Origin of the sequence: Paenibacillus sp. 481 (genome assembly GCF_021223605.1) — a bacterium.
Taxonomy (GTDB): domain Bacteria; phylum Bacillota; class Bacilli; order Paenibacillales; family Paenibacillaceae; genus Paenibacillus_B.
In genome coordinates this window covers 4374294-4390889 of sequence record NZ_CP075175.1, presented here as the reverse complement: position 1 = coordinate 4390889, position 16596 = coordinate 4374294, and the positions used below count along the sequence as shown (strand labels likewise).

At 46.2% G+C, this 16596-nt stretch carries 15 protein-coding genes and 1 other annotated feature; of the genes, 1 reads left to right on the top strand and 14 read right to left on the bottom strand.

Going from position 1 to position 16596, the window contains the following annotated elements; translation table 11 throughout:
* The first annotated feature begins 4 nt into the window (after positions 1–4).
* The gene (gene pruA, locus KIK04_RS19235; protein ID WP_232275201.1) at positions 5–1552 is read left to right on the top strand and encodes an L-glutamate gamma-semialdehyde dehydrogenase; all 1548 of its coding nucleotides are present in this window, start codon (positions 5–7) and stop codon (positions 1550–1552) included.
* A 118-nt stretch (positions 1553–1670) separates the two neighbouring features.
* Here the strand turns inward: pruA and KIK04_RS19230 are convergent, their stop codons facing one another.
* The 14 genes from KIK04_RS19230 to KIK04_RS19165 all read right to left on the bottom strand — a co-directional run bounded on the left by KIK04_RS19230 (position 1671) and on the right by KIK04_RS19165 (position 16596).
* Positions 1671–2201, bottom strand: a complete 531-nt coding sequence (locus KIK04_RS19230; RefSeq protein ID WP_232275200.1) for a GrpB family protein — start codon at positions 2199–2201, stop codon at positions 1671–1673.
* Between the two features lie 25 nt (positions 2202–2226).
* Positions 2227–2787 (bottom strand): GNAT family N-acetyltransferase, encoded by a 561-nt coding sequence (locus tag KIK04_RS19225; RefSeq protein WP_232275199.1) that lies wholly within the window; start codon positions 2785–2787, stop codon positions 2227–2229.
* A 74-nt stretch (positions 2788–2861) separates the two neighbouring features.
* Entirely contained in the window at positions 2862–3338 is a 477-nt protein-coding gene (locus tag KIK04_RS19220) for an NUDIX domain-containing protein (protein WP_232275198.1), read from the bottom strand.
* Positions 3339–3516: 178 nt separating this feature from the next.
* On the bottom strand, positions 3517–3834 hold the full coding sequence (locus KIK04_RS19215) for a hypothetical protein (RefSeq protein WP_232275197.1): 318 nt from the start codon (positions 3832–3834) through the stop codon (positions 3517–3519).
* Positions 3835–4023: 189 nt separating this feature from the next.
* Positions 4024–4530 (bottom strand): GNAT family N-acetyltransferase, encoded by a 507-nt coding sequence (locus KIK04_RS19210; protein WP_232275196.1) that lies wholly within the window; start codon positions 4528–4530, stop codon positions 4024–4026.
* Between the two features lie 75 nt (positions 4531–4605).
* Entirely contained in the window at positions 4606–5544 is a 939-nt protein-coding gene (locus KIK04_RS19205) for an acetamidase/formamidase family protein (protein ID WP_232275195.1), read from the bottom strand.
* A gap of 20 nt (positions 5545–5564) precedes the next feature.
* A complete protein-coding gene (locus KIK04_RS19200; RefSeq protein WP_232275194.1) occupies positions 5565–6491 on the bottom strand; it encodes an aminoglycoside phosphotransferase family protein in 927 nt (308 codons plus the stop codon).
* A 167-nt stretch (positions 6492–6658) separates the two neighbouring features.
* Positions 6659–10399 (bottom strand): glycosyl hydrolase family 18 protein, encoded by a 3741-nt coding sequence (locus KIK04_RS19195; RefSeq protein WP_442951182.1) that lies wholly within the window; start codon positions 10397–10399, stop codon positions 6659–6661.
* A 475-nt stretch (positions 10400–10874) separates the two neighbouring features.
* Positions 10875–12206: a branched-chain amino acid transport system II carrier protein gene (gene brnQ, locus KIK04_RS19190; RefSeq protein WP_232275192.1), complete on the bottom strand. Its 1332-nt coding sequence runs from the start codon at positions 12204–12206 to the stop codon at positions 10875–10877.
* A gap of 86 nt (positions 12207–12292) precedes the next feature.
* Positions 12293–12553, bottom strand: a binding site (T-box leader).
* Between the two features lie 119 nt (positions 12554–12672).
* Positions 12673–13374: an HAD family hydrolase gene (locus KIK04_RS19185; RefSeq protein WP_232275191.1), complete on the bottom strand. Its 702-nt coding sequence runs from the start codon at positions 13372–13374 to the stop codon at positions 12673–12675.
* Positions 13375–13497: 123 nt separating this feature from the next.
* Positions 13498–13992: a GNAT family N-acetyltransferase gene (locus KIK04_RS19180; RefSeq protein ID WP_232275190.1), complete on the bottom strand. Its 495-nt coding sequence runs from the start codon at positions 13990–13992 to the stop codon at positions 13498–13500.
* 36 nt (positions 13993–14028) lie between these two features.
* On the bottom strand, positions 14029–14733 hold the full coding sequence (locus KIK04_RS19175) for a class I SAM-dependent methyltransferase (RefSeq protein ID WP_232275189.1): 705 nt from the start codon (positions 14731–14733) through the stop codon (positions 14029–14031).
* A gap of 107 nt (positions 14734–14840) precedes the next feature.
* Positions 14841–15647 carry a class I SAM-dependent methyltransferase gene (locus tag KIK04_RS19170; protein WP_232275188.1) on the bottom strand — a complete coding sequence of 269 codons (807 nt, stop codon included), beginning with the start codon at positions 15645–15647 and terminating at the stop codon, positions 14841–14843.
* A gap of 229 nt (positions 15648–15876) precedes the next feature.
* Positions 15877–16596 (bottom strand): GNAT family N-acetyltransferase, encoded by a 720-nt coding sequence (locus KIK04_RS19165; protein WP_232275187.1) that lies wholly within the window; start codon positions 16594–16596, stop codon positions 15877–15879.

Below are 16596 nucleotides of genomic sequence, written 5' to 3'. Positions count from 1 at the left end.
TTATATGACATTAGTACCGTACCGCAATGAGCCGTTTACCGATTTTAAATTGGAGTCTAATCAGCAAGCGATGAAGGAAGCGCTGGAGCGTGTGAAGCAGCAGCTAGGCAAGACGTATCCAGTCGTCATTAACGGTCAAAAAATATCAACGCTCAAGCAAGGAAAATCGATCAATCCCGGCGATGTCGACCAATTGATTGGCCTTGTCTCCCAAGCAGACGTCGCTTTGGCTGAGCAGGCCATCACGACTGCTTACGCCACATTCCAAGAGTGGCAGCATGTCAGCCCAGATGAGCGTGCATCGTATTTGTTTAGAGCTGCGGCTTTGATGCGCCGTCGCAAGTTCGACTATTGCGCATGGCTCGTGTATGAGGTCGGCAAAAACTGGGCCGAGGCTGATGCAGATGTGGCTGAAGCGATTGATTTCTTGGAATTTTACGGACGTGAAATGCATCGTTTAAGTGGGCCACAGCCGCTGACGCCGCTTGAGGGCGAAGACAATCGTCTGACGTACATTCCACTTGGCGTTGGTGTCGTTATTCCGCCGTGGAATTTCCCGCTCGCTATTATGGCGGGAATGGCGACTGCTGCGATCGTATCGGGCAACACAGTCGTCTTAAAGCCGGCATCCACTTCGCCTGTCATTGCAGCGAAGTTTGTGGAGCTGATGGAAGAAGTCGGCTTGCCACCGGGCGTTATCAACTTTGTTCCAGGCTCAGGCGCGGAAATTGGCGATTATATCGTCGATCATCGCCTCACTCGCTTCGTATCGTTCACGGGCTCGCGTGACGTAGGTCTGCGTATTAATGAGCGCATCGCGAAGACGGGCGAAGGCCAAATTTGGATTAAGCGCCTGATTGCTGAAATGGGCGGTAAAGACGGCATCGTAGTCGATGAGTCGACGAACTTGGAAGAGGCAGCGACAGCAATCGTGCAGTCCGCATTCGGCTTCCAAGGGCAAAAATGCTCCGCAGGCTCACGTGCCATTATTCATCAGGCGGTGTACGATGAAGTGGTTAAGCTCGTTGAGCACAAGACGAAAGAGCTTTGCATTGGACCTGCCGATCAAAATTATGGAATCGGTCCAGTTGTCGACGAAAATGCGTACAACAAAATTTTGGAGTATATCGAAATTGGCAAAACAGAAGGGCGTTTGCTTGCTGGCGGCGGTGCGGCAGAAGGCAACGGATATTACATTCAACCGACGGTGTTTGCTGATGTTAGTCCGACTGCACGCGTTATGCAGGATGAAATTTTCGGTCCTGTGCTGGCTCTGTGCAAAGCGGACGATTTCAAGCAAGCGATCGACATTTTCAATAATACGGAGTACGGTTTAACAGGCGCTGTGTTCAGCAACAATCGCGAGCATTTAGAATATGCAAGACAACGGATGCATTGCGGAAACTTGTACTTTAACCGTAAATGCACAGGCGCACTCGTGGGCGTTCACCCGTTTGGTGGCTTTAATATGTCAGGTACGGATTCAAAAGCAGGCGGACGTGATTACTTACTCTTATTTACGCAAGGGAAACTTGTATCTGAGAAATATTAATATTTTTTTTATATAAAAATGCACCAAAAAACCTGCATTGCCGTTGGGCTTTGCAGGTTTTTTCATGTTCAATACGAGCGATCAGAAATGGGGGCTTATGGATATTGTGATGCTTGTTTCATTTCGTTACGTCTACGACCAACTTTCGCTTCGCTTGTTCGATGATCGCTTTAATAAAAGCAGCTTTGCCCTTCGTGTAGCTAACCCGATCATGCATAAATTGTGAAGCAAGCTGCTTTTTCAACTCGGCATAGGCATGTTGGGCTTCCACATGTGATCGCAAATAGTCGCGAAACCGCAAGTTGGACACCCACTCCTCGCTATTGTGCGTATACACATGTAAATGATGCGTACCCGCACGCCATTGCCCGCGGCGGAAAAACATCCGTGTCGGAAAGTCCGACTTCGGCACATATTCATAGCCGATCTGAGCTAGCGCTTGAATCGACTCTGCACCGATGTGAGCCAAGTCAGCTACTCCGATCATAATATCAATGACGGGCTTGGCAACTAGGCCTGGAACGGAGGTACTGCCAATGTGCTCAACACCGAGCAGTAAGTCAGGTAAGCACGTCGTGATAAGCGCTTTGTCGCGCGCGAACTCGTCTTGCCATATCGGATCGTATTCGCGAAGAGTGACGATTTCCATAGTCATTCCCCTCTCTTTGCGACTGCTAACACTTGTTGCTTATACGTATCGCATCGCCTTCAGTATGACTTACGATGCCGTGAAGATTGTGCCATCCTATCGATAATTCCTTAACCATCTTGGAGCCAATCTCGACCTCTTTGTCATCAATAGCCGTACCACCTAACTTCTTGTAAAAATGCAGGGCGGGATTGTCTTTCAGTACCCACACGAGCATCGAAGTCATATGCCGAGATAGCATCGCTTGCGCAAATGTGTGCAGGAGCGCACGGCCAATTCCTTTGCCTTGCACCTGTTCGAGCAAATAAATCGCATACAATTCACAATCGTACGGATACTCTTGCTCCCGATTAGGCCCACCGCTCGCAAAGCCGACGATGCTGCCAGACTCATCCTCTGCCACAAACAACACATTTTGCTCATCCAGTTGTGAGATGATCTTCTCCCAGATCTCTCGCCTTTTCTCCACACTAAGCTTCTGCAAATAATCGTCAGCCACGATATTTTTATACGTCGTCCTCCAGCTCTGAACTTGTACAGTCGCGATCAGATTCGCATCTTCTAATCGCGCAGGTCGTATATGCATCTCACTCGCGCCCCCTTCGGTCGATGTATCCTCTTTATTAGTTACGGTTAGCTTAGTCGCATCTCAGCTGTATCTCAATGAGGTTTCATGCAACATTTATGCGATAGCAAAATATCGCATACAAAGGGGGTAAACGCGTCCTGCTCCAGTTGTTCCAACTGATCGAGCTTCATCCAGCTTGCTTCTAGGCAGTCTTGATCATCCCCACCAATCTTAAGTTGGTCGTAGCCATGCTCTAACTTGATGTTGTATATCATCCCAATATGATGCATAATTTCTAAGTTCTGTTCTTCGGATTGCTCCACACTCGGAGGATATGGATACGTTAGCGTATACGACAGAACCGTTCTTATCCGACCAATTAAACCACTTAATCCGGTTTCTTCTAGGAACTCTCGTTTCAAAGCTTCAAACGGTTCTTCTCCGAACTCAATTCTTCCTCCAGGAAAATCCCATTTTCCCGTATGCGGACCTCTTGCTTTTTTCGTTAGCAAGACGCTCCCATCCATAATGACTACGCCGTAAACACCTAAATGTGTATATTTCTCCATATTAACCTCTCTATGTATGGATTCATTTTTATCAAATATATGTTGGACGTTTAGTTCTAAGTCAAATTATACAAGCTGAATCCAATACTTGCATCTTTCTTTTTGAAGCTCTGTAATAAACGAAAAAAAGCCGCTGATGAGATAGAGATCTCCACCAGCAGCTTTCGCAAGGGACAATTTAATGAACGGCATAACGAAAAGTTTCGAACGAACTCCCTCTTTGTAATTGAACCGTCACCTTGCCGCGACTTTTAAACTGAAACTTCAGGTTACTTCCACTAAATTGGATGTTGTCAACCAAGTTCCTACCCTCTGTAAAAATGAACGCCGTGCCGCTCTTCGAAAACCAACTATTAACCGGAACGACTTGTCGAGGAATTCCAATCTGATTCTGTTCGAGGCTATTCCCAGTTGCCGATCCGGCGAATAATGGCGCACCACCAATACTAAGTAACAACGTTATAGCCAATGCTCCTGTACCAAGCTTTTTCAACATCGTTCATTCCTCCTGAATTAGAAAATGAGAACATCGCACCTAGCAGGCTCTGATGTGAACTTACTCTATGTATAACTGCCTTTCAGGTTTATATTAGCTCTATAAATGATATGGATGGTTTTCAACTTTTATGATGATAGATTTGGAAAAAGAACGTTCTTTTTGTGCTCGATTTCTATTTCTGTATAATCAATCAATCTTAATCCAATACTTGCATCTGCCTTGTTGTACTTCTGCGAGTACTCCATGGTTAGCTTCAATCACTTTACGTGACCGTATGTTCGGTTCATCGCAAGTGAGCAGGACTTCCTGAAGTCCCAGGAGAGATGCTTGCTGTAATAGCTCGTGCAACATAAGCCGCCCATACCCTTTTCCTCGCTGAGTCGGCCTAATAATATAGCCAATATGCCCACCCATTTCGCGTAACTGTTCGTTCAAATGATGCCGCAGCTTACCATAGCCAACAGGTTCATTATTCACGTACAACCAAAATACAGTTTGCGGCACATAGCCCAGTGGTAAATGTTCGCCTGTAGCAATGCGTGCACAACGAATCAATATGTGTTGAAATTCAGCAAATGTGTCACACAGCAAACTGTTCGTAAAACCGTTCTCCCCTACCCCAATCTCCTGCACCATTGCAAAAATCGATTTATCGTCGTTAACAGTTAAAGCTTTGAGCTGCACGTGATTCATATAGAGATCACCTTTCTTAAAGCGTGGATACTGATCCTCTTAAACAAGCTCAAGTACAAGTACAGTAACAGCCGCTTATCTCAGCGCACCGTGCGGCAAACAAGCATGAACACCTTTCACTCCATTTACGATCTGCGTAACTCTCAGATCAATAACCGCACTTCCAAGCGCCATCGCTTCTACCCGATTTACACCGTAAAGCTCGCCCATTAGCTCAAGCATGCCATCCAATGCCTGCACGGTAGCTTCATTTAAATCCTCGTGTAGCCCAAATGTTAACCATCCAGCAGGCGTATTCGCTCGCGGCAAAGTCAAAGGCATGTCCTCTCGCAACTGAAATGTTAAATCGACCAATTCCATCGGACACTCAATCGCTTGGCAGCTCACCTCACCATCTCCCTGCGCGGCATGCCCGTCACCGACAAAAAACATGCCACCCTCAACCGGAATAGGCAAATACAACGTACTCCCTTTCACAAGCTCTTTGCAGTCTAGATTTCCACCACAATAACGTGGCGTCCATGTCAAATGCTTGCCAGGCTCATCCGGTGGCATGCCTAAAATGCCCATAAACGGCTTTAACCCCACGGAAAATGATCGATCATTTACGGTACACGTTCCGATATTAGTCTTGTTGTCCAGTTGCCATTTCAGCGTAATCTCTTCGTACTGCGTTAGCCCGAGCTGAACATTTTGCCAATTCGCATATTGTCCTGCACAAGTAAACCCATACGGTCCGGGTATCAGATCATTGATGCGAACTTCCAACGTCATGCCAGGCTTTGCGCCGTTAATCCAAATGGGGCCGATTAAAGCGTGCCCGCGATCCGTTTCCTTGTTAAGCGGTTCAAATTTTTTCCGAGACTGCGTCTCCTGACAATAATACCCCCAGCCAGCATCCAAAGTTTCCATTTGCACCGAATCCCCTGATTGTATCGTAAGTATCGGATCGTACTCTTTTGAAAGCGTACCGTACAAATTTTTACGTTCTGGTTTTAATCGCTGAACCGTCATCGCTAATTCCCCACCTTATCCTATTTGTTGTACCAGCTAGGTTGAATCGAAGTAAAATAATCGTGGTCATCCAGTACGCGGTTTACTTTGTCTACCATTTGTGAGAGCTCATCTGGCTTCACTTTTAAAATCCACACGACCGAAGAGAACATACACATCGCCAAATAAAGCGAATAGAGCTTCCAGAACGATTCATCTGGTTCTTGATGCTGATGGTAAGCCGCTATTTGTCCTTTTGAAAAGGGAATACTCACTTCGGAACTGAACATGCCGACCTTCAAAAATTCGTGGATCGGATCTCCCCAGTCAAAGCGATTGAAATCAATCACACCAGCCAGCTTACGGTCTTGTATGACCAAATTTCCGACATGAAAATCATCATGCTGAAAAAGGTTAGGGCGCTGCTTCGCAAGCGGCAAATGCGCTTCAATAAACGAGATCAAGCGTGAATCATGCTCGAGCCTAACGCCGCACGCTTTATACGTTTCAATATAGTGCTTTTGCTTGGGATAAAATCGATCGTACCATGAGGATAAATGGATGGGAGCATGCAGCTGATGCATTTTCCGTAATTGTTCGCCTGCTTCTAGACCGATTCGGTATTGTTCTTCTTCTGAGCAGTTGGGGAGTTCATCGGATGCATCGTCTCCTTCTATATAAGTGAGCAGCATATATCCTTTATCTACATTGTGCAGCTTGCCAAAATCTAGCGGTCTTGAGCATTTCACGTCGAGCTGTTTCATATGGTAAAGAATTTCATATTCGGTCTGTTTGGCCGTGTAATCGCTAATCTTAAACAGTTTGAGCAATGCTTTTTGCTTGGATTCCGCATGAGTAACGATATATTTTTCGTCGTCGGAGTACCCTTTTTCAATTCGTCTCCAATCTTCGCACTCTTCTAAAAAAGGAACGGACGTCTTCAAATCACTTAACTTCAATTTACTCACTCGTGTTCATCCCCTTACTGTATGAATGAAATCTAGCAATCTCACCTTGCCAATATTTTATTATGAACTTACAAATAAACACAATAGAAACAGACCCTTCACTTCGAAAGTGAAAGGCCTGCTTGAAGTGCACTGCTAGTTACTTGCCGCGAACTCAGATCACACCGCTATTTTACTTTCCACAACGCTGGCACGTTAGGTGGCTCCCAACCATTGAGCGCGGTGTGCGGCTGGCGGCAAATGTAAACGACGCCGTTGAAACTCGCCTCGTCATTCACTTTGTAGCTAGTGCCAGCCGTCCATGGCAATACGCTAGGAGTACCATCCGTCGTGACTTGGATGTCCGTCCCCGTTGAACTATTACCTGCCGCATCAAACGCCGTTACCGTAAACGTGTACAGCGTGTTTGGCGTCAAGCCGGTAAGGGTCGTAGCAGGTGTGCTTACTGTCACACTGTTCGTACCGTAGACTACTTTATATCCCGTCACACCCACATTATCCGTCGATGCTGTCCAACTTAAGCTGACCGTTGTATTGGACTTAGCCGTCACTTGCACGTTGGTCGGTGCAGAAGGTGGCGTCGGGTCAAGTGGGCCACCGCCTGTGTTGACAGGGAGTTCATTGCTTGCTGGCGATACGTTGCCCGCTGCGTCCAGCGCTTTCACGGTAAACGTGTACGATGTGTTAGGCGTTAACCCCGTGACAGCGAAGGAAGTGCCTGTCACGCTTGCTATTTTATTAGCGCCTTGGAACAGATCATAACTGACTACGCCGACGTTGTCGCTTGAAGCATCCCAAGCAAGTGAAACGTTAGTCGGTCCTACTCCCGTCGTACGTAAGTTCGCTGGGGCAGTCGGCGCTATCGTATCGCCGCCACCTCCACCTAAGCTGTCCAAGTAAGCACGGTGCGAATTGGAGAAATCGAAGTTGTAAAATTTATCCCAGTTAATTGACCATGTCATTAAACCGCGCATGCCAGGGTAACCAGCCGGATTGCGCAATTTGTAGCGCCCGCCGAACGGTACGCCTTTGTACACATAATTCAGCGCTTTGTGAACTTCGGGTACTGGCGTAAACCCGTTGCCTGCATTATTGTTAGCCGGCAAGCCGATCAGGACTTGATCAGGGCGCAGCGCAGGGAACATGTGGTTTCGATTTTTGGCAACTGGAAATCCCGTCAGTACCATATCCACCATCGCGACATGGAAATCGGCATTGCCCATCGGATAATATGTATCATCCAGCGCGGTAATCGGCCCCGAGTTGTAATGCTGAACTTGCAGCCAATCTAAAATATCGCGCAAGGCGTAAATAACAGGCAAATAAGAACCGGCTCTGTTGTCAGCACCTCCCGAACCTCCATAGAAGCTGTAACCAACTTGTACGAAAAAGGTTTCCGGTGCCATCGTAACCATAAATGGCTCGCCGAACGTGTTGTGTAATTCACGTACAGCTGAAATTAAGTTCGTAATAACAGGTGTCGTCGGGCTACGGAAATCGGTATCGCCACCATTCAAGTACAGCGAGTGACCTTCAAAATCGATGTCCAACCCGTTGAAGCCGTACGTCGAAATAATTTGTTTCATGGAGCTAACAAATAGGTCTCGTGCTTGCGTCGATTCTAATTGGACTTGTCCGTTAGCACCACCAATTGAAATAATGACTTTTTTACCTTGGCTCTGCAAATATTTAATATCTGCAATAAACTCGGCATCGGTCGCATTAAACGGCTTGAAACCGATGGTTCCGCCTTTTGGTCCATTTGTCGGCTCAGCAAACGACACGTTGATGACGTCAAACTTCGGGGAGACGTCACGTAATCGAATAACACCCGATCCGTTTTCGAAGTTATGCCAATAGCCAACAATCAATTTCTTAGAAGAAGGAAGGGCCGAAATGGCCCCTCCTCCTGGTACAATAATGCTATCTGGTGGTGCAATGTTCAAATCAGGCTTGGAACCTGGTGGCGCGACGTCAGGAGGTGTAAGGTTCGATCCTGGCGGCACGGCTCCATCTGGAGTCCCTGCAGGTGGAACCGCTCCACAGTTACCAATCAGCTTCCAGACACCGTCTGCCCCGCTCAGGTCAGGACGATCACCTTGTGTCCACCATTTTGCTTCATAAATTTTCCCGTTATGAGATACGCGCTTGCCACCTGTATAGACGGAGCTTGCATCCCACGCTGGTGTTGTACATGGATCACCACCGCTACCTGGGTTTGTCGTTGCCGGAATGCTCGCACCCGTGGATACGTTGCCTGCGGCATCACGAGCAGTCACCGTGAACGTATACGCGGTGTTTGCTGTCAGATTGCTCACCGTTACGGATGTCGTTCCTGTATTGACGCTGCCCGATCCGTAAGCAACGGTGTAACCTGCGACACCAACGTTGTCCGTGGAAGCCGTCCAGCTTAAGCTGACGCTATTGGCTGTTTTGGCAGTCACCGTCAAGCCAGTTGGCGCTGTTGGCGGAATCTTATCGCCAGGGCCAGGACCAGGGCCTCCACCTTGCAAGTCGCTATACACTTTGTTCAAGAGCGGCTTGTTGCGATCGTTGCTGAACTCCCAGAACATCGCGCCAGCTAACCCTTTGGATTTCAAGTAAGCTGTTTTGTGGCCAAGTGACTCCACATCGTCATACGTAATAAAGTTGCCGTTCGTTTTGTTGAACACGTAAGGTACTTTCGAAATGTTGTTCCAGAACCGTACATAGCCGTTCCGGTTGATGTAGTTATTTTCGAGGTCGGTATAATCAAACACGCTTGGCTCCCATGTACCAACATTCGCTTTGTCCAAGCACTGCTGGTACTGACCATCACTAGCGACAGCACAGCCTCTCCAGCCACGGCCGTAGAATGGCAGACCGAGTAACAGCTTGCTAGCTGGCACTCCAGCACGCAAATGTCCGTCAACCCCCGCTTCAACGTTGAAGGTGGTCGGATTTGGCACACCTGCCGCAGCAGCAGCTGGGTCTGCATGCAGTGGCGCGTTATGGGCACTAATCTTTTGCCAGCCGCCGTTGAAGTCATACGTCATAATGTTGATCCAGTCAAGTATTCTGGCCAGTTCACCAAGCTCTGTGTTCTGAACGAACGCAGGCGATGCACCGGACGCAATCGTCAGCAAATAATGTTTGCCGTCTACCGCGCCTGCCGCGTTTAGCTTGTCGCGAGTAGCTTGCAGGAGCAACGTGTAGTTGCGCTTATCTTCTGGACGTACACTGTTCTTCGGCAGTCCGCCACTGACTGGATACTCCCAGTCTACATCGACGCCGTCAAACTGATACTTGCGGACGAAATCGACCGCCGAATTCGCAAAGTTCTCACGTGCTACCGGATCGGCAGCTACGTCAGAGAAGCGGTTCGACCAACTCCAGCCCCCAACTGAGATGAGTGTTTTTAAGTGTGGGTTCGCTTTTTTCAAGTTGATCAGTTGCTTGAAGTTGCCTTTAAGTGGGTCAGCCCACGTATCGCCAGGATGATTCTTTTGGGCATCCGCCCAAGGATCGCCCATTACAATCGTGCCATTTGGCGCATTCATGACGCCTTTTTCATCTTGACACGTCCATGTTTGACGATTCGGGCTTTCTGGGTCAGGGTTGCCGTGAATGCCATTCCAACAAATGTCCGCAAATGCATAGTTGATGTGAGTGACTTTCGATACGTCCATGTCGCGAACTTGATAATTGCGGCCATACGTGGCCCAGCCTGGGTAGTAGCCTACAATCTTGTAGCCACCAGCATCAGGTGCAACGGAAGCGGGTGCCGGAGTTGATGTCGGAGCGGTCGTTGCAATGCTCTGTTCTTGAGCGTTTACTGCTGTAATGCTTTGTGGAAATAAAGACAATGTGAGTGTCAAAATAAGCGCAATGACGGCGGACTTTTTCATCGTAGCCGATTGCCATTTCATCATCGAATTCCTCCTCTTCTAAATAAAAAGATAGCGCTTTCATGCTCTGCGAGATGTTCATAAGTAACTCTGTTTGACAAGCTATGCATGAAAATGTGCTGTGCGTGAACGAGCGATTTATCACCTCCCTAACGGAATATAAAGCATGGCTTCATGGTGCTCTTACGTGTGAAAAGTGCGAGATGTGTGAGATGTGTGAGAAATGATGCTGTGTGCAAGGCAAGTTGCTAGGATCTTGTAGAGCGTGTGTAGTGGTGCAGTGAGTGGTACAAGTAGTGGTAGATCTGTGATCAAACAGGGGTGTTGACATTTTCCAATAAGGGCAATTGATGTCACATTTATTTTCTTCGAATACAAGCCGTGAGGAAAGGGGTAATTTTCTACAATATAGGGATAATTTTGTATCATGAGTTAATGATGCTGTAGCCCGAACACGTGTAAAGGCATGTTCAGGCTACAACAAGAGGCAAGAGAGTTAAACTGAATTGGCTGCCTGACGGGAGCGGATACGTCCAATAATAAGACCTATACATGCCCCAATCACAGCTGGAATGAGCCAGCCAATCCCTTCCGCATATAAAGGAATCACGTGCAACAACTTCGTTACACTTTCAACCGGAATGTTGGCTGCCTTTAGTCCATCGAACAAGCTGATGACCGACGTTCCGATAAGTGCACAGATGTAGACGGCAGGTTGACCATTAAACCACTTATCCATAAACGTTAGCACGATAAGGGTGATGGCAATAGGATAAAGGAACAGCAAGACCGGAATGGATACCGAAATAATTTTGTTCAAGCCTAGATTCGAAACGAGCAGACCGAACACGCAAATGATTAGCACAAACTGCGAATAGCTAATACGTGTCGTTAAGGTTGAAAAATATTGAGCACATGCCGCGATCAGACCGATTGAAGTTGTTAAGCATGCCAGTGTTACGATAACAGCAAGCAACACTAATCCGTACGGGCCGAACAGCTGCTGTACCATCATTGTCATAAGCTGTCCACCGTTAGCTACGTAACCGAGTGAAACGCTCGTTGCTCCCATATAGCCTAGTGCAGCGTATACAAGCGCCAGTCCAATACCTGCAACAATTCCAGCTTGGATAGTGGCACGTGTAATGACGCCTTTATCTTCAACACCCGTCATTTTGATCGCGTTAATGACGATAATACCAAAAGCGAGTGCCGCGATTGCATCTAGCGTCATATAACCTTCCATAAAACCTTTAAATCCTGGTGACGTCACATATTCCTTCACTGGTGCTGCAAACTCACCAAGTGGATTAACAAGGCTGCCTACAAATAGCAGCGCAATCGAGATCAAAAGTGCTGGAGTCAGCAAGTTTCCGATACGTGCTACGAGTTTAGTTGGGTTTAAGCTAAGCCAATACGATACAGCAAAAAATAGTACGGAGTAAGCGAGTAACACCCAAGCACTACCGCGCATCGATTCGCCTACAAATGGAGCCGCCCCCATCTCAAAAGAGACGTTGGATACACGCGGAATTGCCATAAACGGCCCAAGCGCCATATATACTGCAACGGCAAATACGAGGCCGAACTTTGGATGCACGCGCCCAGCTAATTGCTGCACGTTGCTGCCTGTTTTTGCGATTGCGATAACTGTAAGCAGCGGCAAGCCGACTGCTGTAGCGATAAACCCAATCATTGCGGGTATAAAGTTATCCCCTGCTTGCTGCCCAAGAATAGGCGGAAAAATGAGGTTTCCTGCGCCAAAAAATAACGAGAATAGCATCAATCCGGTAAAAAACACTTGCTTTTTCGATAATGATTGCTTCATTTTAGTTCCCCCTGATTTCGATTAAACACTTGTTGCAAGTGTTGCTTGACGATTAAGACGTCTATAACAAAAAAAGCCCGTCCCATAAAAGGGACGGGCTTTACCCGCGTTACCACCCAAATTCAATGAATAAGAAACATCGATGTTCTAATTCATGCACTCTATGCGTAATTCACGATATTACGCGCTCCTGATAACGGAGGATTCCGGCAGCACTTACAGCTTACTCATTCAGCACTGCTTCTCTAGGATGACTTCAATTATGAGCTGAACATCGGCTTGCAGCCTTGCACCGACTCCCTGTAGATCAGTAATCATAACTTACTTGTTCCCGTCAACAAACTTATCACCGTTTTTAAGTTTAGTTCTATTTTACAGATGTTATTAAGCTTGTCAATGAGTAATTATTTTAGTTCTAAGTGGGAAATTGTTGATAGCGCTTTAACTTTTCCATAATAAACCACATTTATGCGTGCATCTTCTGCAAATATCCCACAATTTCACCCAGTTGTTTCACCATATATTTCGGCTTATGGTGCGGCTCTAAATCAGCTCCGCTGCGATTATAGTAACAGAAATCGATGCCTGCGTTTACAGCACCTAAATAATCATCGTTAAGCGAATCTCCGACAAACAACACTTCGTCGGTATTTAACGACAACTGCTGCAAAGCCGTCTGGAAAATTTGAAGATCCGGCTTCCAATATCCGACCTCGTCAGAAATGATGAGCGCATCAAAATAGTGGTGTAAATTCCCTGCTTCTAGCCTCTTTCGTTGCGCCACACCGATCCCATTCGTAATGACTGCCAACGTATACGTCTCTTTGAGATCTTCCAGAATTTGCTCAGCCCCTGGCTCCAAATCACATCGGTTGCAAAACATTTCCCAGTAGGTTTCAATCAGCGGATTACAAAGCGAAGTATCAAGATTTAAACTCGTAAACGTATCGATGAAAGAATGTTCCAACACTTGTTCAATCGAAGAATTGGATTCGATTCGCCCCAGCCAATATTTGAAATTAATCGGTCGAAATGTAGCCCAAAAGGATTCCCACTCCCAGCCGTCCTGCAAATGATGGCTTGCAATCGCTTGCTCCATCGCTGTTTGCTCACTCAAATTGAAATTAAGTAACGTATTGTCCAAATCGAAAATAATAGCTTTATACATAGCCATTTCCCCCTAGGATGTCATTAACGTTGCTCCGCTTAACGCTTGAATTCCAGCTTGCTTCGAACAAATGTGGCCATGCCGCCATTCCGAGTTACATAGGCGGGATTGCTGGGCTAAATTTTATGCTTTACACGTATTAAAATACTGAAACCGTCTCCGGTGCTTAACTTCTTCCGTGTACGTATTATTCGTATACTCCCCTATGACTTTATTCCAAAAAAGCTGTGCTGGCGTATTACGTACCAGCTGATACATCTCCCAATTCCCACGATGCTCATCAAAAAGCCACTGCGCAGCTTGCTTACCAACACCTGTACGCCGATACTTTTTCACGACAAAGAACTCATGCAAAAAGTAAGTGCCTTGTTCTTCCTTTTCCATATATTCGACCAATGCAAAGCCAGCAAGTTGCTCATTTACACGAATAAGATAAGGAAATTTGACAGAATCTTTCCAGTATTGTTCCAATTCAGGATACGGCCCGTACGTTCCATCTGCGATTAAATCGTCATCATTGTACTCAGAGAAATCATAAAAATACATTTGAATGAGGTTTGCTAAAATGGCTTGTTCGCTTTCCAATGCTGGATGTATGCTCAACTGTATACTCATCATGGAATCTCCCTTTTAACGCGATGATCGCGGTGTTATTTACCCCTTTTTGCGCGCAACAAATGTTATCCAGTTACTTTTGAACGCTATGCACGCCCCTTGCTTCTGCTCTTGAATGCTCTGAGGTAGTTGTTTTTCGATGACAATATCCCATTCGTGATACGATTCGCGCAACAACTGAAACGCTCTGTCTGTACTTAAATGAAGTTCAATAAGCCCAGCAGTGCGTTCACCTGTCGCGATATCAAAGTGCTCAACTTCTGTACTCATTAAGATGCTGTTGATCCCACCTGCTGTGGTCCCTCGTTGCATCCGCTCGACAACAGCGCGAAAAGCTGCCTCCGAAGAAACATGTTCTAAGCAAGAACACGCAACGATGTAATCATAAGTGTCCACCGCTATGTCATAGAACTCGACGTCGGCTATTTCCGCCGTTATACTAGCCTCAACCCCATATTGCTGTATATGTTCACCCAACTTATGTACAGCCGTCGGAAGCAGATCAACGCAGTGAACTGCGCCGCTATAAGGCTGAATACGCTGCGCAATCGGAATGCTATTTCTACCGACACCGCTGCCTAAATCGAGAACACGAATCCCTTCTAAATCCAGTTCTTCCAGCATGTCCATAACGACCTTTACCGGCTTTGCTAACCAGCTTCCCGCTTCAAACAACTTGCTCTCCTTATAAAAATCCTCATGGTATTTCATTTCTTCAGCTCTCGCCTGCAAAAAATGACTCATCTCATCCCTCATTCCTCTCTCGCTCTTGCTACATACTCGAAAGAACTTTCGTGGAACAGATAAAAAAAAGGTGAGCGCTACATCGAGCAAACTCACCTCTTAACCATTTAAACCTTTTGTGCAACGAGCGTAAACGTCTTCGGAATGCCCATGTCAAATACTTCTGACGAAAGATTAGGCAGCTCTTCTAAAATCTTCACGTACAGCCCCTCACTTGCGACAGCTGTTACGACTTCACCGAGTGTCCAATGACGCAAATAAACTTTTTGCACCATTTGTTCCGTAGTGATTGCGCCGTGTTCATCTTGATGCAAAAATTTAGAGAACGAAATTTCTTTCTCTACTAAATCCGTATTAAAATAATTGCCTGTTACTTTATGCTTGCGAATGTTGGCCGTAGTGCCCTTCGACGTAATTAATTTGGTCGTAACTGGATGGAAATCATGCAGCACAAGCTCTCCCCCTGAACGAAGCAGCTTCGCCACAACTTGGAACAATGGCTTTAAATCAGCAAAGTAATGCAAAATGCCATTTTCCATCATGACAACGTCATAGTCGCCCGTTAGCTCTTCAGCCGGAAGGTGGAGCACGTCTGACAAAATGTAGCGGATGTTCACATTAGCAGCTGACGCTAATTGCTGTGCATATTTTTCATTGTCCTCCGAAAAATCAACGACTGTCGCGTCTGCGCCTAGCAATGCAAGGGCAACCGCTTTATTTCCATTCGACCCAAGCAAGTTTATCACTCGTTTTTGATTTAACCCGTGTTCAATATGTTTATATATAGGTCCTAAGCGTTTGACCGGATTTTGTTGCAGTTTAGTCGCAGCCTCTTCAGGTGTTCCAAATCGCTTAACCCATGCTTCATAAGCTCCTGTATTCCAAGCTTCTTTGTTGTGTGTAAGAGTTTCCATGTGTTCTTGATGTCCCCCGTAGACATGTGAGTATCCGAGAAGCTATTCTACGAAGTCAGGTCGTTGATAAGCTATCCTCGTTAATCGCATAAGTCCATAATATAGTAGATGCTGTTAGAGTTATCGAAAGTTTACCATTTCTATCTCCTCCAGTTCCATGCCAAAATAATTGATATGAAACCATTTTATTATGCACCATTTTTACGTCTTTGCCTAGGGAATGGCCCGTTTAAATTAACGGTATTTTTTCGTAAACGTGGATATTGCACACGGTCTCGAACCCTAGTTTCGTATATAAAGAGTGCCCCATCTGACTGGAAGCAAGAATACACATATCCGATTTTTCGGCCGCCTTTTGCAGCAGTGCTGCACATAATTGGTGGCCTAACCCCTGACCCCGATAGGTAGAATGGATATAAATGTTGTCCAAACAAGAAACTCCTGTATCCAGCTGAAATGAAACTCTACCATTTCCTGCAAACTCATTATTTACATAGATCGCATAGTATGCAATAGCAGGATCACGTAATCGTCTTGGATCGGCGATTTGCTTGTCGAGCTCGACTGTCTCGTGCTCCTCTTTGATGGCGCGAACGTCGATTTCAGGACTGTGATTCGTGCTTGGGATTAACCCTTTTTGCAAATGATGCGTCATCAAAAATTCACTTACTTTGTACTTGTAACCGAGTATGGGCTTTGCTCCCTGTTCCGAAAAGACACTAAGCCAATAATCTGTCGGCGTGTTTACATGCTGTTTGATCCTATTCAAGCTTGTTTCGCTGTAATTGTTTACGAAAAACTCATCTGTTCTGCCACCTATATTTTCGCCAAAATGGACATGTGTAAATAAAGCCTGCTTATCTACTGTCGTGTTAGGTACCGTTCGACATAAGACCCAGCCATTCACAAAATGCTCGATTAGGCGTTGACGTTCCTCTACTTGTTGCAT

Excerpts from the sequence above, each read along its gene's own strand:
- pruA (WP_232275201.1), top strand. The coding sequence starts at position 5 with ATGACATTAGTACCGTACCGCAATGAGCCGTTTACCGATTTTAAATTG.
- KIK04_RS19230 (WP_232275200.1), bottom strand. The coding sequence starts at position 2,201 with ATGGAAATCGTCACTCTTCGCGAATACGATCCGATATGGCAAGACGAG.
- KIK04_RS19225 (WP_232275199.1), bottom strand. The coding sequence starts at position 2,787 with ATGCATATACGACCTGCGCGATTAGAAGATGCGAATCTGATCGCGACT.
- KIK04_RS19220 (WP_232275198.1), bottom strand. The coding sequence starts at position 3,338 with ATGGAGAAATATACACATTTAGGTGTTTACGGCGTAGTCATTATGGAT.
- KIK04_RS19215 (WP_232275197.1), bottom strand. The coding sequence starts at position 3,834 with ATGTTGAAAAAGCTTGGTACAGGAGCATTGGCTATAACGTTGTTACTT.
- KIK04_RS19210 (WP_232275196.1), bottom strand. The coding sequence starts at position 4,530 with ATGAATCACGTGCAGCTCAAAGCTTTAACTGTTAACGACGATAAATCG.
- KIK04_RS19205 (WP_232275195.1), bottom strand. The coding sequence starts at position 5,544 with ATGACGGTTCAGCGATTAAAACCAGAACGTAAAAATTTGTACGGTACG.
- KIK04_RS19195 (WP_442951182.1), bottom strand. The coding sequence starts at position 10,399 with ATGAAATGGCAATCGGCTACGATGAAAAAGTCCGCCGTCATTGCGCTT.
- brnQ (WP_232275192.1), bottom strand. The coding sequence starts at position 12,206 with ATGAAGCAATCATTATCGAAAAAGCAAGTGTTTTTTACCGGATTGATG.
- KIK04_RS19185 (WP_232275191.1), bottom strand. The coding sequence starts at position 13,374 with ATGTATAAAGCTATTATTTTCGATTTGGACAATACGTTACTTAATTTC.
- KIK04_RS19180 (WP_232275190.1), bottom strand. The coding sequence starts at position 13,992 with ATGATGAGTATACAGTTGAGCATACATCCAGCATTGGAAAGCGAACAA.
- KIK04_RS19175 (WP_232275189.1), bottom strand. The coding sequence starts at position 14,733 with ATGAGTCATTTTTTGCAGGCGAGAGCTGAAGAAATGAAATACCATGAG.
- KIK04_RS19170 (WP_232275188.1), bottom strand. The coding sequence starts at position 15,647 with ATGGAAACTCTTACACACAACAAAGAAGCTTGGAATACAGGAGCTTAT.
- KIK04_RS19165 (WP_232275187.1), bottom strand. The coding sequence starts at position 16,596 with ATGCAACAAGTAGAGGAACGTCAACGCCTAATCGAGCATTTTGTGAAT.